10 protein-coding genes are annotated in these 15,132 nt (G+C 59.3%); 4 read left to right on the top strand and 6 right to left on the bottom strand.

Annotated features, from left to right (window positions below; translation table 11 throughout):
- Positions 1 to 122 precede the first annotated feature (122 nt).
- Positions 123 to 3,971 (bottom strand): bifunctional diguanylate cyclase/phosphodiesterase, encoded by a 3,849-nt coding sequence (locus NTD87_RS15845; protein WP_262114945.1) that lies wholly within the window; start codon positions 3,969 to 3,971, stop codon positions 123 to 125.
- A 284-nt stretch (positions 3,972 to 4,255) separates the two neighbouring features.
- On the opposite strand from NTD87_RS15845, the gene ettA reads away from it, so the two are divergent.
- Positions 4,256 to 5,920: an energy-dependent translational throttle protein EttA gene (gene ettA, locus NTD87_RS15840; protein ID WP_262114943.1), complete on the top strand. Its 1,665-nt coding sequence runs from the start codon at positions 4,256 to 4,258 to the stop codon at positions 5,918 to 5,920.
- 66 nt (positions 5,921 to 5,986) lie between these two features.
- Here ettA and NTD87_RS15835 read toward each other — a convergent pair whose 3' ends face one another.
- The 3 genes from NTD87_RS15835 to NTD87_RS15825 all read right to left on the bottom strand — a co-directional run bounded on the left by NTD87_RS15835 (position 5,987) and on the right by NTD87_RS15825 (position 9,031).
- Positions 5,987 to 6,490 carry a GreA/GreB family elongation factor gene (locus tag NTD87_RS15835; protein WP_262114942.1) on the bottom strand — a complete coding sequence of 168 codons (504 nt, stop codon included), beginning with the start codon at positions 6,488 to 6,490 and terminating at the stop codon, positions 5,987 to 5,989.
- A 108-nt stretch (positions 6,491 to 6,598) separates the two neighbouring features.
- Complete coding sequence (locus NTD87_RS15830; protein WP_262114941.1) at positions 6,599 to 8,452, bottom strand: DUF4105 domain-containing protein; 1,854 nt, start codon at positions 8,450 to 8,452, stop codon at positions 6,599 to 6,601.
- 90 nt (positions 8,453 to 8,542) lie between these two features.
- Positions 8,543 to 9,031 (bottom strand): DUF3015 domain-containing protein, encoded by a 489-nt coding sequence (locus NTD87_RS15825; RefSeq protein ID WP_262114940.1) that lies wholly within the window; start codon positions 9,029 to 9,031, stop codon positions 8,543 to 8,545.
- Positions 9,032 to 9,309: 278 nt separating this feature from the next.
- Here NTD87_RS15825 and NTD87_RS15820 point away from each other — a divergent pair, with 278 nt between their 5' ends.
- A complete protein-coding gene (locus NTD87_RS15820; protein WP_262114939.1) occupies positions 9,310 to 11,754 on the top strand; it encodes a Lon protease family protein in 2,445 nt (814 codons plus the stop codon).
- 202 nt (positions 11,755 to 11,956) lie between these two features.
- Here the strand turns inward: NTD87_RS15820 and NTD87_RS15815 are convergent, their stop codons facing one another.
- Positions 11,957 to 12,118, bottom strand: coding sequence for a hypothetical protein (locus tag NTD87_RS15815; RefSeq protein ID WP_262114937.1), 162 nt, complete (start codon positions 12,116 to 12,118; stop codon positions 11,957 to 11,959).
- On the opposite strand from NTD87_RS15815, the gene NTD87_RS15810 reads away from it, so the two are divergent.
- Entirely contained in the window at positions 12,117 to 12,449 is a 333-nt protein-coding gene (locus NTD87_RS15810; protein ID WP_262114936.1) for a hypothetical protein, read from the top strand. The genes NTD87_RS15815 and NTD87_RS15810 overlap by 2 nt on opposite strands.
- A 4-nt stretch (positions 12,450 to 12,453) precedes the next feature.
- On the opposite strand, the gene NTD87_RS15805 is transcribed toward NTD87_RS15810, so the two are convergent.
- On the bottom strand, positions 12,454 to 14,283 hold the full coding sequence (locus NTD87_RS15805; protein ID WP_262114935.1) for a hypothetical protein: 1,830 nt from the start codon (positions 14,281 to 14,283) through the stop codon (positions 12,454 to 12,456).
- Between the two features lie 162 nt (positions 14,284 to 14,445).
- On the opposite strand from NTD87_RS15805, the gene NTD87_RS15800 reads away from it, so the two are divergent.
- Positions 14,446 to 14,934: a TIGR00645 family protein gene (locus tag NTD87_RS15800; protein ID WP_019691610.1), complete on the top strand. Its 489-nt coding sequence runs from the start codon at positions 14,446 to 14,448 to the stop codon at positions 14,932 to 14,934.
- The last annotated feature ends 198 nt before the right edge of the window (positions 14,935 to 15,132 follow it).

Raw genomic sequence — 15,132 nt, 5'->3', positions numbered from 1 at the left:
TGCAGGGATCAGCGGTGATCGTGCCGGCCCAATCGCGAGCAGGCTCGCTCCCACAGGGGGAGCGCATTTCAAATGTGGGAGCGAGCCTGCTCGCGATGACGTCATCTGTGGCGCTAAAAATCTCAGTCGAACATGAACAACGCATCATTGCTGAACTGCGCTTCGAAGCGACCCGCCGGCATCGGCCGGCCGAACAGGTAACCCTGCACCTCGTCGCAGCCGTGTTCACGCAGGAAGTCGAGCTGTTCGTGGGTTTCCACGCCCTCGGCGATGACCGCCAGGTTCAGGCTGTGGGCCATGGCGATGATCGCCCGGGCAATCTGCGCGTCCTGTTCACCGGACGGCAGGCCGTCGACGAAGGTCCGGTCGATTTTCAGCACATCGATCGGGAACTGCTTCAAGTAGTTCAGCGATGAATAGCCGGTGCCGAAGTCATCGACCGCGATGCTCAGGCCAAGGTTTTTCAGCCCGGCGAGAATCTGCATGGCTTCGCTGACTTCACGCATCAGGATACTTTCGGTCAGCTCCAGTTCCAGACAGGCCGGTGGCAGGCCAGTGTCCTTGAGGATGGTGGCGATGCGCGTGCCGAGTTGGCCGTCGGAGAATTGCCGTGCGGAGATGTTCACCGAGACTTTCGGTACGCGGACCTTGCTCTGGTGCCAGCTCTTGAGCTGACGGCAGGCCTCGCTGATGACCCAGTCGCCGACATCCACCACCAGCCCGAGCTCTTCGAGCACTGGAATGAAGTCTCCCGGCGGCACCAGCCCGCGACGCGGATGACGCCAGCGCAGCAGGGCTTCGGCACCGGTCAGGCGTTTACCGTCGCCGCTGAATTGCGGCTGGTAGTACAGAACGAATTCGTTTTGCTCAAGGGCGTGGCGCAGGTCGCTTTCCAGCTCCAGACGCTCCAGGGCGCTGGCGTTCATGTCGGCCTGATAAAACTGGAAGTTGTTCTTGCCGCGCTCCTTGGCGTGGTACATCGCGGTGTCGGCGTTCTTCATCAGCTGGCTCAGCTCGTTGCCGTCCTGCGGACTCAAGGCGATGCCGATACTGGCGGTGACAAAGAACTCGCGACCTTCGAGGACAAACGGTTTCACCAGGCTGGCAAGAATCTGTTCGGCCACATGAATCGCCCGGTTCAGGGCGATCTCGCGGTTGACACGCGATTGCAGGAGCAAGGTGAACTCGTCGCCGCCCATGCGCGCCACGGTGTCATCTTCATCGACGCAGCCGAGCAGGCGAGTGGCCATTTCCTTGAGCATGCGGTCGCCGGCGGCGTGGCCGAGGGAGTCGTTGATCGGTTTGAAACGGTCGAGGTCGAGGAACATCAGCACCACCCACGACTTCTGCCGCTCCGCCGATTGCAGTGCGGTGTGCAGTCGGTCCTGGAACAAGGTGCGGTTGGGCAGGTGGGTCAGGGCGTCGTAGTAGGCGAGGCGGTGAATCCGTTGTTCGCTGGCCTTGCGCTCGCTGATGTCGCTGAAGAAGCACACATAGCTGGCGAGGTCGCCTTCGTCATCGAGTACCGCGGTGATGCCAACCCAGGCCGGGTAGTGTTCACCGTTGCGGCGTTTGAGCCAGACTTCGCCTTCCCAGGTGCTGTGCTGATGCAGTTGCTTGAGCACATAGCGCAGGTGAGCTTCCTGCTGATCATCGACGGTCAGCATATTTGGCAACTGGTCGAGGACCTGCGCCACTTCATAACCGCTGACGCGGCTGAAGGCCTCGTTGGCCTGCACGATGTAGCCGGCCGGGTCGGTGATCAGAATCGCTGATGTCGAGTGCTCGAAAACCGTGGCCGCCATACGCAGGTCTTTCTCGGCGCGGCGCTGTTGGCTGATATCACGGCCGACCCCGAGCACGCCTTCGAACGCGCCATGTTCATCCCACACCAATACCAGGCGCAGTTCGATCGGGATCTTGCGACCGTCGGCGCGCAAACAGTCGAACAGAAACAACTGGGTTTGCACCTGACTGCGCAGTTGCGCCAGTTGCTCGGGCTTATCCAGGGCCTTGCTGACCCGGTCCATCAGGCTGTAGATGCCGGTCAATTGTTGCGGGTTGGCAATGGTTGATTGCCAGCCGTTCTGGAAGATCCAGTCAACGTCATAGCCCAGTACAGCGTTCACCGACGGGCTGACGTAATTGAGCGAGAGTTTGCTGTCGGTGGAGAAAATCACGTCGCTGATGCTTTCAGCGAGCATCCGGTAGCGCTGTTCACTGTCGCGCAAGGATTCGCTGGCTTCGATCTGATCGGTAATGTCTTTGGCCACGCCAATGATGCGGGTGACCTGGTCGTGCTTGTCCCGCGCCAGCGCCTGCTCGCGGATTTCGAAACGCAGCCATTTACCGTCGCGGTGGCGGAAACGCAACTGGCACTGAAGCAGTTGGGTGTAACCGGCCTGGCGTTGTTCCTGACGCAAGCGGTGGTAATGATCGGCGTCTTCAGGGTGCAGCAGAATTTCCCAGAAGTACTCGCCCATCTGATGCAGTTCGGTTTTGCTGTATCCCAGCGTCTGGCCCAGGTGATGGTTGCTGAAAATCATCCGCTGGCTTATCACGTCTTGCACGTAGAGGTGATCCGGGACGGTGCGCACGACATCCGACCAGAAACCTTCACGTTCCAGCAGCGACAGCTCGACCAGTTTGCGGCTGGTGATGTCAGTGATGCTGAGGATCACCGCTTTGGCGTCGTGCTGTTCTTCCGGCAAACGCAGCACCAGCCACAAATGCTGGTCGCGGCCCTGGGTGTCCTTGAGCTTGATCTCCAGTTCCAGCTGTTTCTGCTGGTTGAGCACGGCGTCGAGTAGCTGGTTGCCGATGGCAGTGCCATCCAGTGGCCCGCCTTCGATCAACAGCTTCCAGGCGTGCTCGCAGGACTGAACATTGAGTAGGTGCAAGGCAACCTGGTTGACTTCAGTGATGCGCAACTCTTGCAGCAATTGCCGGCGTTGTTCGGCGTTCTCCAGCCACAGCCGCAATTGCTCGCTGGTCTGCAGTTGTGCCTTGTCGAAGCAGGCCTTGAGCCCGGACAGATCAAGCACGCAGAGCGCAACACCGGTACCGTCGAAGATGTCTTGATAGCGTCGACGGCCTTCATGCAATTGACGCTGGCGTCGGCGCATATTCAACAATGCGATGAGCGGTATCAGCGACAGGGCCAGCCCCAGCAGGCATTTACCGATAAACGCCGGCAGCAGTTGCTCGATCACCCGTTGCCGGTCAAACAGCCCGCGTAACTGCCAGTCGCTGTTACTGAGTGGAACGACCAGCACGCTGTTGGCCAGGTCATCGGCGTTTACCGTGTCCGGCTTGCTGGATGGCAACCCGTCGTCGCGGCTGATGATCTGTTGATTGATGCGGTTTTCCACCACCCACTGCGGACGGATTCCCGCCTCACTCTGTTTGGTCAATGAAGAGAAAAACGTCGGTCGCAGGCGCAAGACCCAGTAGCCGCGAGTGCTGCCGCTGGCCTGGTGCAGCAATAGATGCACCACCGAACCGTCGTTGGCGTTGCTGAAATAGTGCGCCTGGGCGCGACTGCGCCGGACCAGATCGCTCAGGTAGTCGGCATCCTGGCTGTCGCTGGTGCTGTCACTGAGGACTTTCCCCGAGGGGCTGAGCAGCGCCAGGCTGAGCGCGTCAGGCAAGGATTGCTGCAATTTGCGCAACAACGCCTGTTGCTGGTCGGCGGTTTGCGGTTGTTCGATGATCGGTAGCAGATTCAGCGCGATCTGGGCGTTGAGCGCCATGTTCAGGCTGACTTGCGCGGCCAGATCGGCGGTGTAGTCGATGGTGTATTGGCGCTGGTTTTTTTGGGTTTCGCTCAGTTGATCAAGTAACTGCCAGAACAGCAATCCGAGCAACAGCAGGGCAAGCGTCGCCAACGCGCCTTTCAAGGTGCCGCGCAGGGGCGATCCGGTCGCAGGGTGCAGTGCGCTCACGGACGAAGGCGGAGTGACATTGGACAAACTGTGATCCTGCGGTTTGGCTGGATTGGCGCGACGTGCACTATAAGCCGGACGCCCGGAGGGCGGCTAGCATGCCTTGAGTTGTGGCAAAGTGCCAGCCCCTCTCGGCTGGACTGCCTTTCATCATTAAGGTAGCTTTGCCGGTTACGCGGGAGCGTTCCAGCTCCTAGACTCAGGCTTTTTCCGCGCGCGCGCATTGATAACGATCAATCGCTGGCGGCGCGTATGGCCTGGCCCCGGCTTCGCCCGCGCTTAATTCATCAGTCACTGACCCTAGGTTCTCCATGGCTCAATACGTCTTCACCATGCATCGGCTGGGCAAAGTTGTTCCGCCGAAGCGGGAAATCCTGAAAAACATTTCGTTGTCGTTCTTCCCGGGCGCCAAGATCGGCGTACTCGGCCTCAACGGCTCGGGTAAGTCCACTCTGCTGAAAATCATGGCCGGCGTCGACACCGAGTTCGACGGCGAAGCTCGTCCGATGCCGGACCTGAACATCGGCTACCTGCCGCAAGAGCCGCTGCTGGATCCGACCAAGACCGTGCGTGACGTGGTCGAGGAAGCGGTCAGCGTGATCAAGGACGCCCAGGCGCGTCTGGATCAGGTCTACGCCGAATACGCCGACCCGGATGCCGACTTCGACAAACTGGCCGCTGAACAGGCCAAACTCGAAGCCATTCTGCAAGCGGGCGACGGTCACAACCTGGATCGCCAACTGGAAGTCGCCGCCGATGCGCTGCGCCTGCCGGCCTGGGATGCCAGGATCGAACACCTGTCCGGTGGTGAAAAACGTCGCGTGGCCCTGTGCCGTCTGCTGCTGTCCGCGCCGGACATGCTGCTGCTCGACGAACCGACCAACCACCTGGACGCCGATTCCGTGGCCTGGCTGGAGCATTTCCTCCACGACTTCCCGGGGACCGTGGTTGCGATCACGCACGACCGTTACTTCCTGGACAACGTCGCTGGCTGGATTCTGGAACTTGACCGCGGTGCCGGTATTCCGTACGAAGGCAACTATTCGGGCTGGCTGGAAGCCAAGTCCGATCGTCTGGCCGCTGAATCCAAGCAGCAGTCGGCTCATGAAAAGGCCATGAAGGAAGAACTGGAGTGGGTGCGCAAAGGCGCCAAGGCCCGCCAGTCGAAATCCAAGGCTCGTCTGCAACGCTTCGAAGAAATGCAATCGCAGGAATTCCAGAAGCGCAGCGAAACCAACGAGATCTACATTCCGGCCGGTCCTCGCCTGGGTGACAAGGTCATCGAGTTCAAGAACGTCAGCAAGGGCTATGGCGATCGCGTGCTGATCGACAACCTGTCGTTCTCCATGCCCAAAGGCGCCATCGTCGGCGTGATCGGCGGTAACGGTGCGGGTAAATCCACACTGTTCCGCATGCTGATGGGCAAGGAACAACCGGATTCAGGCAGCATCGAAGTCGGCGAAACCGTGCAACTGGCCTGCGTTGACCAGAGCCGTGAGGACCTGGATGGCAGCAAGACCGTGTTCCAGCAGATCTCCGACGGTTCCGACCAGATCCGCATCGGCAACTACGAGATCCCGTCGCGCACCTACGTTGGCCGTTTCAACTTCAAGGGCGGCGATCAGCAGAAGTTCGTCAAGGACCTGTCCGGTGGTGAGCGTGGTCGCTTGCACCTGGCGCTGACCCTGAAAGAGGGCGGCAACGTCCTGCTGCTCGACGAACCGTCCAACGACCTCGACGTTGAAACCTTGCGTTCCCTGGAAGAAGCCCTGCTGGACTTCCCGGGCGCCGCCATTGTGATCTCCCACGATCGGTGGTTCCTTGACCGCGTCGCGACTCACATCCTGGCGTACGAAGACGACTCGCAAGCGGTGTTCTTCGAAGGCAACTACACCGAGTACGAAGCCGATCGCAAACAGCGTCTTGGCGATGCGGCTTCCCAGCCACACCGGGTACGCCACAAGAAACTGGCCTGATCAGGCGGGTTGCATAAAGAACGGAGCCTTCGGGCTCCGTTTTTTTTTGCGTGATCGTTCCCTGGCTCAGGGTGTGGTTTGACCCGGTTCGATGCGGATGATTTCGATCAGTTGATTACCGGCCGGTCGCTGCCAGAGCACTTCGTCGTTCAGCTGTGCGCCGAGCAGTGCCCGCCCCAGTGGCGAGCTCCAATTGATCAGGCCTTTGGCGGCGGCAGCCTGATCTTCGCCGACCAGTTGCACACGTCGTTCGGTGCCCAGTTCATCGGCGTAGGTCACCCAACTGCCAATCTGAACCTTCTTGGTTGAAGTGGCCGGTGTCACCACTTGAGCGCTTTGCAGGCGTTGAGTGAAGTAACGCAGATCACGCTCAAGATCGGCCAGCCACTGTGGATCAGCCTCTTCGCGGGCCGCTTGTTCGCCGTGCAGGGTTTGCAACTCGGCGACTTTGGCCTGCAGCAAGGCGAGGCCTTCGGGCGTGACGTAGTTGGGCTGCGTGCTGACCTGGCGTTCTACCGGCTGGTCGGCTTGCGCAGCGGCGTTATCTTCATTGACGAAAGCGCGGCTCATGGCGGTTCTCCCTGAATGGGGTTCAGGCCATCGTCGCAGGCTTTTGGTTTCGGCGGTTGTCCGAAAACGACCTGTTGCGAGCGATAAGCCTATGGTGTCCTTGCAGCTTCAATAGTGATACCACTTCACCTCGAGCACCACTTCGTTCTCGGGTGAAGCGATATGGCTGAACTCACGCTGGGCACTCAGGCGTAGGCCGAGGTTGCGCGACAATTCCCACTGCTGGTTCAGGCTCAGGCTACGCCGCACTTCGCCGTTGGTGAAGTAGTCACCTTTGGTTTCCAGGCTCAGGTTGCCCAGTGGGTTCTTCCACAGCACGCCGCTATTGAAACCGACAGCCGGGGCGATAAAGCCGGCGAAGTCGTTGTTGTGTTCGATACGTACGGTGCCGAGGGCAAAGCCGAGCACGTCGTCGCCCAATTGCCAGGTGCCGCCGGCACCACCATTGACGTGGCTGACCAACGTTTCGTCGTCATGCTTGCCCGGCACCCGTTCCAGGCCACCGGTCACCTGCCATGACCAAGGTTGCAGCAGCTCATTGCGCGGGGTCAGTGAGCGGATGGTCGCCAGGTCTAGTTGCTGCAGTTGCCAGTGGTTGCCTTCGTACTGGCGCAGTTTCATCTGGAGAATTTCGATTTGTGCGCCGAGGGGGAAGCTTTCAGCGTTGTCGTTGAGGTCGTGATAGGCCATGCGCAGGCCATATTCGCCAAAGGCCTTGTCACCGCGGGTGCCGATGCCAGCCTGCCAGGTGCGCGATTCGTGGCCGTCTTCCGGCAGGCCGGGTTGAGGAATCTCTAGCTCCGGTGCCGGGTTCTGATTGATCGCCCGCAGCAGTTCGAAACTGCGTTGTGCGCGTTGTGGATCGCGTTCCTGACCGTTGGCGCGGTAGCGTTCAAGACGATAGGCCGCGTCAATAATCAGCGCCTGACGGTCACGTGGCAGGGCCTTGAAGGCCGGTTCCTGCAATTGTTTCTGGTCGGCGCTGACCAGAAGCACCCATTGCTGCTCATCGTCACTGAGCGGTGCGGCGCGGCTCAGCAACTCACGCTCGCGGGACGGTCGGTAATCGATCTTTTCCACCAGCCCTGCATCTTTCACCGCTTTGACGGTGTCGGTGGGAATCGCGGTCAGCGGGAATTGCTCGGTGAGCCTGAGGCTTGGCCGCGCCACTTGCAGCAACTCCAGCAAGCGGTAGGAGCAGTTTTCATCGAAGAAGAAGTAATCGAACTGAATCTGCTTGAGTTCCCAGATGTGCTCGACCATGCGCTCGGTCTCCACCTGCGTCAGGTTCAGCCGGTATTCCCACAGATCGCGGTTCTCCAGGCTGCGGTATTCCGAGAGTTTTTCCTGATAGGGCACCAGCGCGAACAACCCCGGATAGCCGCCCATCAGGCCTTTCCAGGCATACAGAATGCTGTTGTCCGACCCTTCGATGTAGGCGCCGAAATTGATCGCGTAGCTGAGCAGGGCAGTGTGGTCGGTTTGTACGTCTGCCTGATCGATGCGCAACAAGGTGTGGCCGAACATCGACGACGGGCTGTTCAGGTAAGCCGCCGGAAAGACCATCACGGCGCTGTGGGGCGACACGTCCTTGAACCATTGTTTGAACTCGCTGCAGTCGACCGTCGGCAAATCGCTCAGGTTCAGTTGCGCTTTCAACCAGCGGGTGCGTGCCGGGTAAACGCATTGCGCGTGCTGCTGGCCTTTGCTGGCCGGTGCGTAGAGCGCTTCCACGGTGGCCGCCAGCTCCGCGTCGGGATGCTCGGCGCCATGGGGGGCCAGGAAGAACTTCTTGTCGCTCACATAGCTGCGCCAGCCACCGAGTTTTGCGCTTTCGTAGTGGCCCAGGGAAATCCAGAACGGGTCATTGGCCAGTTGCTGCAAACGTTGGTTGTCGATGCGAGGCGCGGCAGACAGCGGGGCGCAGACAAACAGCGCCAGACAGGCAAGGCGTTTGAGCATGGTGGGCTACTTAATTCAAAAAAAAGACCCAAAGTGGGCTAGGTCAAAAAGACAAAACCCGCTCCGGTAACAGAGCGGGTGGGGTCGAGCTTAAGCCGGGGTGGCATATTTGGCCAGACGAGCATCGCCTTTGAGCACGGCGAGGGTATTGGTGTGCACGTCTTCAGCGGTCACGTCAGCCTTGGTGAATATCTGCTGGAAGTGTTCGTGGGTGACAGCGGCGAAATGCGCGCGGTCTTCTGGTGCGACGCCCAGTACCACGGCATAGGTGGTCAGCGCTTCGCCTTGACCTTTGGCCATGTCTTCGGACAGTTCGTTCATCATGCCGTTCATGGCGAACCAGGACTTGCCACCATAGGTCAGCGCGGAGTTGGTTGCGCAACCGTTGGTGCCGGACGTCATGCCGAAGGTGGCGTTGCCAGAGGTGCCATTGGTGGTGGATGCCAGGATGTGCGCCGGGGTGCCTCGCTGATCTTTGAACAGCATGTTGCCCCAGCCACAATCCGGCCCGCCTGGCGCCTGGGCCATGGCGTTGAGGGATGCAACGGTGAAGAGAGTACCAAGAAGAATCCGTTTCATAGCTGTGTTCTCTTTTGTATGCGTACCATTGGACAGGGGGTTCTGGCGCCACTCTGACGCCAGTGGGCCGGCGACTGGTCCAGCCGCGCAGTCTGGAGTTTAGGCACGATCCAGGGGTTCCGTGATTTTTTGCCAAACATTCCCTGAAACCATTGATTTAGCCCCGTCCCGCCCAAGGCCAGGCACTTGACTATGCTTTAACCCAAGGCACGCCTTGCCAGTCAGGTATGGCAGCGCCAGAATGCTTTCAACTGCCCCGCCTGATGTAAGGAAGCCCGATGCCTGATCCTGTTGCTGCCAGCTTGCGTCTAGCGCCTGAAGCGCTGACCCGTCCGTTTTCCGCTGAACAGTTCAGCTTCTCTACCACCAATGATCTGGAGCCTTTTCGCGGTGTGCTCGGCCAGGAGCGTGCGGTTGAAGCGTTGCAGTTCGGTGTGGCCATGCCGCGCCCCGGTTATAACGTGTTTGTCATGGGTGAACCCGGCACTGGCCGGTTTTCGTTCGTCAAACGCTACCTGAAAGCCGAAGGCAAACGCCTGCAGACCCCGGCGGACTGGGTCTACGTCAACAATTTCGATGAGCCGCGCGAACCGCGCGCACTGGAGTTGCCGTCGGGGACGGCCGGTGCGTTCATCACCGACATCAATGGTCTGATCGACAACCTGCTGGCGACTTTTCCAGCGGTCTTCGAACACCCCTCCTACCAGCAAAAGAAAAGTGCCATCGATCGCGCCTTCAACCAGCGCTACGACCGTGCCCTGGACGTGATCGAGCGTCTGGCGCTGGAGAAAGAAGTCGCGCTCTACCGCGACAGCACCAATATCGCCTTTACTCCGATGGGTGAAGGCAAGGCGCTGGACGAGGCTGAATTCGCCCAGTTGCCGGAAGCCGATCGTGAGCGTTTTCACACCGACATCTCATGGCTCGAAGAGCGCTTGAACGAAGAGCTGGCCAGCCTGCCGCAGTGGAAGCGCGAGTCGAGCAACCAACTGCGTCATCTCAACGAAGAAACCATCACCCTGGCCCTGCAGCCATTGCTTTCGCCGCTGTCGGAAAAGTATGCAGAAAACGCCGCGGTGTGCGGCTACCTGCAAGCGATGCAGGTCTACCTGCTCAAGACAGTGGTCGAGCAACTGGTCGATGACAGCAAGACCGACGCGGTCGCCCGTAAGTTGCTCGAAGAGCAATACGGCCCGAGCCTGGTGGTCGGTCATCCGTTCAGCGGCGGTGCGCCCGTGGTGTTCGAGCCGCATCCGACCTACGACAACCTGTTTGGCCGTATCGAATACAGCACCGATCAGGGCGCGCTCTACACCACTTATCGGCAGTTGCGTCCGGGTGCGCTGCACCGGGCCAACGGCGGCTTTCTGATTCTGGAAGCCGAAAAGATGCTCAGCGAGCCCTTTGTCTGGGATGCGCTGAAGCGGGCCTTGCAATCACGCAAACTGAAAATGGAATCGCCGCTGGGCGAACTGGGCCGGCTGGCCACGGTGACCCTGACACCGCAACATATTCCGTTGCAGGTCAAAGTCATCATCATCGGCGCACGCCAGTTGTATTACACGCTGCAAGACCTCGATCCGGACTTTCAGGAGATGTTCCGGGTGTTGGTGGACTTCGATGAAGACATCCCGATGGTCGATGAGAGCCTGGAGCAGTTCGCCCAGTTGCTCAAAACCCGTACTTCGGAAGAAGGCATGGCGCCGCTGACCGCTGATGCGGTGGCGCGTCTGGCGACTTACAGTGCGCGACTGGCCGAGCATCAGGGGCGTTTGTCGGCGCGCATTGGCGATCTGTTCCAGTTGGTCAGCGAAGCGGATTTCATTCGCGATCTGGCTGGCGACGACATGACCGATGCCGGACACATCGAGCGTGCGCTCAAGGCCAAGGCCACTCGTACCGGGCGCGTTTCGGCGCGGATTCTCGATGACATGCTGGCGGGGATTATCCTGATTGATACCGCTGGCGCGGCGGTCGGCAAGTGCAACGGACTGACAGTGCTGGAAGTCGGTGACTCGGCCTTCGGTATACCGGCGCGGATCTCCGCCACGGTCTACCCAGGCGGCAGCGGTATCGTCGACATTGAGCGAGAGGTCAACCTCGGGCAGCCGATCCACTCCAAAGGAGTGATGATCCTCACCGGGTATCTGGGCAGCCGTTACGCCCAGGAATTCCCGTTGGCGATCTCGGCGAGTATCGCGCTGGAGCAGTCCTACGGTTACGTCGATGGTGACAGTGCATCGCTGGGCGAGGCCTGCACCTTGATTTCGGCCTTGTCGAAAACCCCGCTCAAGCAATGCTTCGCCATTACCGGTTCGATCAACCAGTTCGGTGAAGTGCAGGCAGTGGGCGGGGTCAACGAGAAAATCGAAGGTTTCTTCCGTCTCTGCGAGGCTCGCGGTTTGACCGGTGAGCAAGGCGCGATCATTCCTCAGGCCAACGTCGCCACGCTGATGCTCGATGAGCGGGTGCTGGCGGCCGTGCGTGCCGGGCAGTTCCACGTCTATGCAGTGCGACAGGCCGATGAGGCATTGAGCCTGTTGGTGGGTGAGCCTGCCGGCGAGCCGGACGAAGAGGGTCAGTTCCCTGAGGGCAGCGTCAACGCGCGTGTGGTGGAGCGTTTGCGGGTGATCGCGGAAATGATCAGCGAAGATGACTTGAAAGAGGCCGAGAAGGAGCAGGCCCACGAGGTGTTGGCGTTGGCCGCAGCCAAGCCGGCCTGATTACACCCTACTGTGGCGAGGGAGCTTGCTCCCGCTCGGCTGCGAAGCAGTCGTAAACCGGAGCACGCGTTCTGACTGAGAAACCGCGTTACCGATTTTAGGGCCGCTTCGCGACCCAGCGGGAGCAAGCTCCCTCGCCACAGGTTTGTTTTGCCTTTGGTTCTCCCATCGCGTGGTAACGCTATTTGCCGCCCCGGTGGCGTCAAAAACCCAACAACGACCATTCGGCGCCTTCTAGCCCGCCGTCAACTTGCTGACTCGACTTTTCTTCTATGCTCAGGTCAAGGATATCGACAGTCATCACTGGATCGAAACAGCCTTCCCGTAGAGGCTGAATACCGGATTTACCGAGGGTCGCCGCCATGCAGCGCAACCTCTGTCTCACCCGCCAATGCTTAGGCTTGGTTACCCGTATCGAATGCAGTATTCGCCCGCTCGCGGGGGACACCGGTATGTGGACCTTGTTGTTTGCCGCCGGAATGGCTGGCGAGCAACCTTCCGCCATCAAAGCCCAAGGCCCGTTCCATGGTCCTTTTGTGGCCGAATCGATACTTGAAACCATCGTTGAAAGCCTGACCCTGCACGGCTACAAGCTGGCCGATGACCCGCAAATCTGGTGTTTGCACCTGCAAGCCCAACTGCGGGAAATCAACGGTGGACGCTGCCGCAACCTGGGTAGTTTTGACGAGCATTAGTGAGCTATTTGACAGGGTTTTGGTTTTCGGCCTTGTCGAGTTTGACCTCGAATCCATATTCGACGGTGTTGAGGTCGGTGCGCTGGTAGGTCTCCAGGCTGGTCGGCTGGCCGTAGAAATAATGCACCTCAAACACCGCCGGGCCTTCTGCGCTGGCGTCATGGCTGACAGCCAGAATCTCCTTCAAGTAGTTACCGCTTGCGTCCTTGGCGAAGAAACGCCAGTCCTGGGCGGGGAATACTTTCTGGTCAATGACCAAGGCATTGCCCTTGAGCTCCAGGCCTTTGGGCAGCTTCTGGGTGTCGAGGCTGTTTTTTGCAATATTGGCCAGAAACAGCGGCATCGAGCCGACGGCGTACGCTGGTGTTTCGGGGAACAAGGTCAGGTCGTACGTGATAGTGGCGTGCAGCGGGTCAATTTCGAAGGCTTCGGCTGGTAATTCGATGGGCTCGCCACGTTTGCCCTTATTGTCCTGGGTGAAGAAGGTCACTGGGGTGTCACCAGGGCTGAAGGAGGAGCCGAGCAGTTCGTCGTTGAAGCTCTTCGGGTGATTGAATTCGATGCGTGCTGCACTGGCGTCCTCGACGGACTGGCTGACGCGGATGTTCTTTTTCAGTTGTTCCTCATCCAGTGTGGCGCCTTTGAGCCAGGTTGCGGCCTGATCGTCATACACCACCACCGGCAAGCTCAGGCTCTGAATGGTTTTATCGGTGGTATTGCGGTCGAAGCGGCGAACCGGCAGTTCCAGTTCCTTGCGGGTGACGGTAACCGCCGAGAAATCGAGGACGTTGACTTCGAGGTTGTCGATGGGGCCGTTGAAGTACACCTTGGTGTAATGATGAGTCTGCTTGTGCTCGAACGCCTGCTGTTCATCGTCGAGTTGTTTTTCGAATTCATCGCTCCAGGCGGTCTGCTTCTGCATCTCGGCCAGTTGTTTTTCATAGAACGCGATTTGTGCTGCGTCTTCGTTGATCGAGCCCGAGCGTGAGAGAAACTGCCCGGTCGTGTCCCTGGCCTGGACGATCAGCGGGTTGAGCGGGGTGTCGCTGACGTCTGGCGCCAGTGCTGCACTGTTGTTGACTTCAACTTCGGCGTAGTTCTTTTCCAGGGCCCTCACGGTGACGCTGATGTTGTCGTCGGTGCGGGTTTGGCCCACGTCCTTTTTCGTCAGGTTGAAGGTGAATACCTTGCGCGGTGCGATGACTTCGACTTTGCCTTTCAGGGTCGCCGGTTGCGGCTGGTTCTTGTTGTCGACTTCCAGGCCCTCGACAAAAGGGTAGGCCACGGTCAGGTCGTCCGGGTTGGTCAGGCTGGCGCTTGAAGGGCTCAACTGAATACCGGGATCGGTTTCCGACCACTCGGGTTGAAAAGGGATGACTTTTTTGTTGCTCAGCGTGACCGACTGCCATTCCAGCCCATGAGGGAAGGGGAATTCGGAGGGCATGTTGAAGTTGAAAGGGAACACTGGCTGCAAGTCGGTCAGGTAGTCGGAGCTGGAGTCCTTGCGCAGTACGAACAGGCCATTGATGTAGGTGTCGACCAGGGTCTGCGGGGTTGGATAGTGCTTGAGCAGGGCCATGGCGTCTTCGCCGTACTCGGTAGCGATCGGCTTGATGGCAAGTTTTTGCTGTGCACGTTCAAGCAGCAGCAGCGAGCCGCCGAGGTTGGTCACGGCATCCTTGAGCTTGGGATCCTGAATCGCGTCCAGCGACTTCTCGAACTGTGCGGTCTTCTCTTCGAGGCTCTGCGGGCGCTTCTCATCGCTGGGGGAGCAGCCGCCGATCAGTACAGCAAGGCAAAGGCCGACAGTCGTTAAAGGCAATCGCAAATCCATTTTCCAGTTTTCCTGTACGACGCAAGTGAACAATGCGAATGCTTTGGACACTAGCAGAAAAACGCTTTGGCAGACTCGCAGGTTGTGGATTTGTCTGCGGTTTATGGGGTTTTGAGCGGCTGATATACTCGCCGCCGTTTTAAAGCCCTTGTGTGAGATTTAATGGAACGTTTTGTCGAAAATGCAATGTACGCCTCGCGCTGGCTGCTGGCGCCGATCTACTTTGGTCTGTCCCTGGGCCTGCTGGCCCTGGCACTGAAGTTCTTTCAGGAAGTCTTCCACGTTATTCCCAACGTGTTTTCGATGGCCGAGTCCGACCTGATTCTGGTGCTGCTGTCGCTGATCGATATGGCGCTGGTGGGCGGCCTGCTGGTGATGGTGATGATTTCCGGCTACGAAAACTTCGTGTCCGAACTCGACATCGATGAAGGCAAGGAAAAGCTCAACTGGCTGGGCACGATGGACTCGTCTTCCCTGAAGATGAAAGTTGCGGCGTCGATCGTGGCCATTTCCTCGATCCACCTGCTGCGCATCTTCATGGACGCCAGGAACGTCGATCCCGAGCACCTGAAGTGGTACGTGATCATTCACATGACCTTCGTGATCTCGGCGTTTGCCATGGGGTACCTGGACAAGCTGACCAAGCACTGATCTGCTTGGGAATGCTCCCTGTGGCGAGGGAGCTTGCTCGCGCTGGGGTGCGAAGCGCCCCTGACGTCCGTACCGCCCCATCAAGTTTTACGACTGCTGCGCCCGAGCGCGGACCGGCCGGCGCGAGCAAGCTCGCTCGCCACAGCCGTTGTGAAACGGACGGGCGGCGGCGTTTCTGGCTTGTGCTTTTGCGCGCCG

Source organism: Pseudomonas sp. 6D_7.1_Bac1 (genome assembly GCF_025465945.1).
In the GTDB taxonomy this organism is placed as follows: Bacteria; Pseudomonadota; Gammaproteobacteria; order Pseudomonadales; family Pseudomonadaceae; genus Aquipseudomonas.
The sequence above is the reverse complement of the archived record's forward strand: the minus strand, read 5'-3'. Positions and strand labels throughout refer to the sequence as shown.

Bases quoted from the DNA above. Each gene is read 5' to 3' on its own strand.
- ettA (WP_262114943.1), top strand. From the start codon at position 4,256: ATGGCTCAATACGTCTTCACCATGCATCGGCTGGGCAAAGTTGTTCCG.
- NTD87_RS15835 (WP_262114942.1), bottom strand. From the start codon at position 6,490: ATGAGCCGCGCTTTCGTCAATGAAGATAACGCCGCTGCGCAAGCCGAC.
- NTD87_RS15830 (WP_262114941.1), bottom strand. From the start codon at position 8,452: ATGCTCAAACGCCTTGCCTGTCTGGCGCTGTTTGTCTGCGCCCCGCTG.
- NTD87_RS15825 (WP_262114940.1), bottom strand. From the start codon at position 9,031: ATGAAACGGATTCTTCTTGGTACTCTCTTCACCGTTGCATCCCTCAAC.
- NTD87_RS15820 (WP_262114939.1), top strand. From the start codon at position 9,310: ATGCCTGATCCTGTTGCTGCCAGCTTGCGTCTAGCGCCTGAAGCGCTG.
- NTD87_RS15810 (WP_262114936.1), top strand. From the start codon at position 12,117: ATGCAGCGCAACCTCTGTCTCACCCGCCAATGCTTAGGCTTGGTTACC.
- NTD87_RS15815 (WP_262114937.1), bottom strand. From the start codon at position 12,118: ATGGCGGCGACCCTCGGTAAATCCGGTATTCAGCCTCTACGGGAAGGC.
- NTD87_RS15805 (WP_262114935.1), bottom strand. From the start codon at position 14,283: ATGGATTTGCGATTGCCTTTAACGACTGTCGGCCTTTGCCTTGCTGTA.
- NTD87_RS15800 (WP_019691610.1), top strand. From the start codon at position 14,446: ATGGAACGTTTTGTCGAAAATGCAATGTACGCCTCGCGCTGGCTGCTG.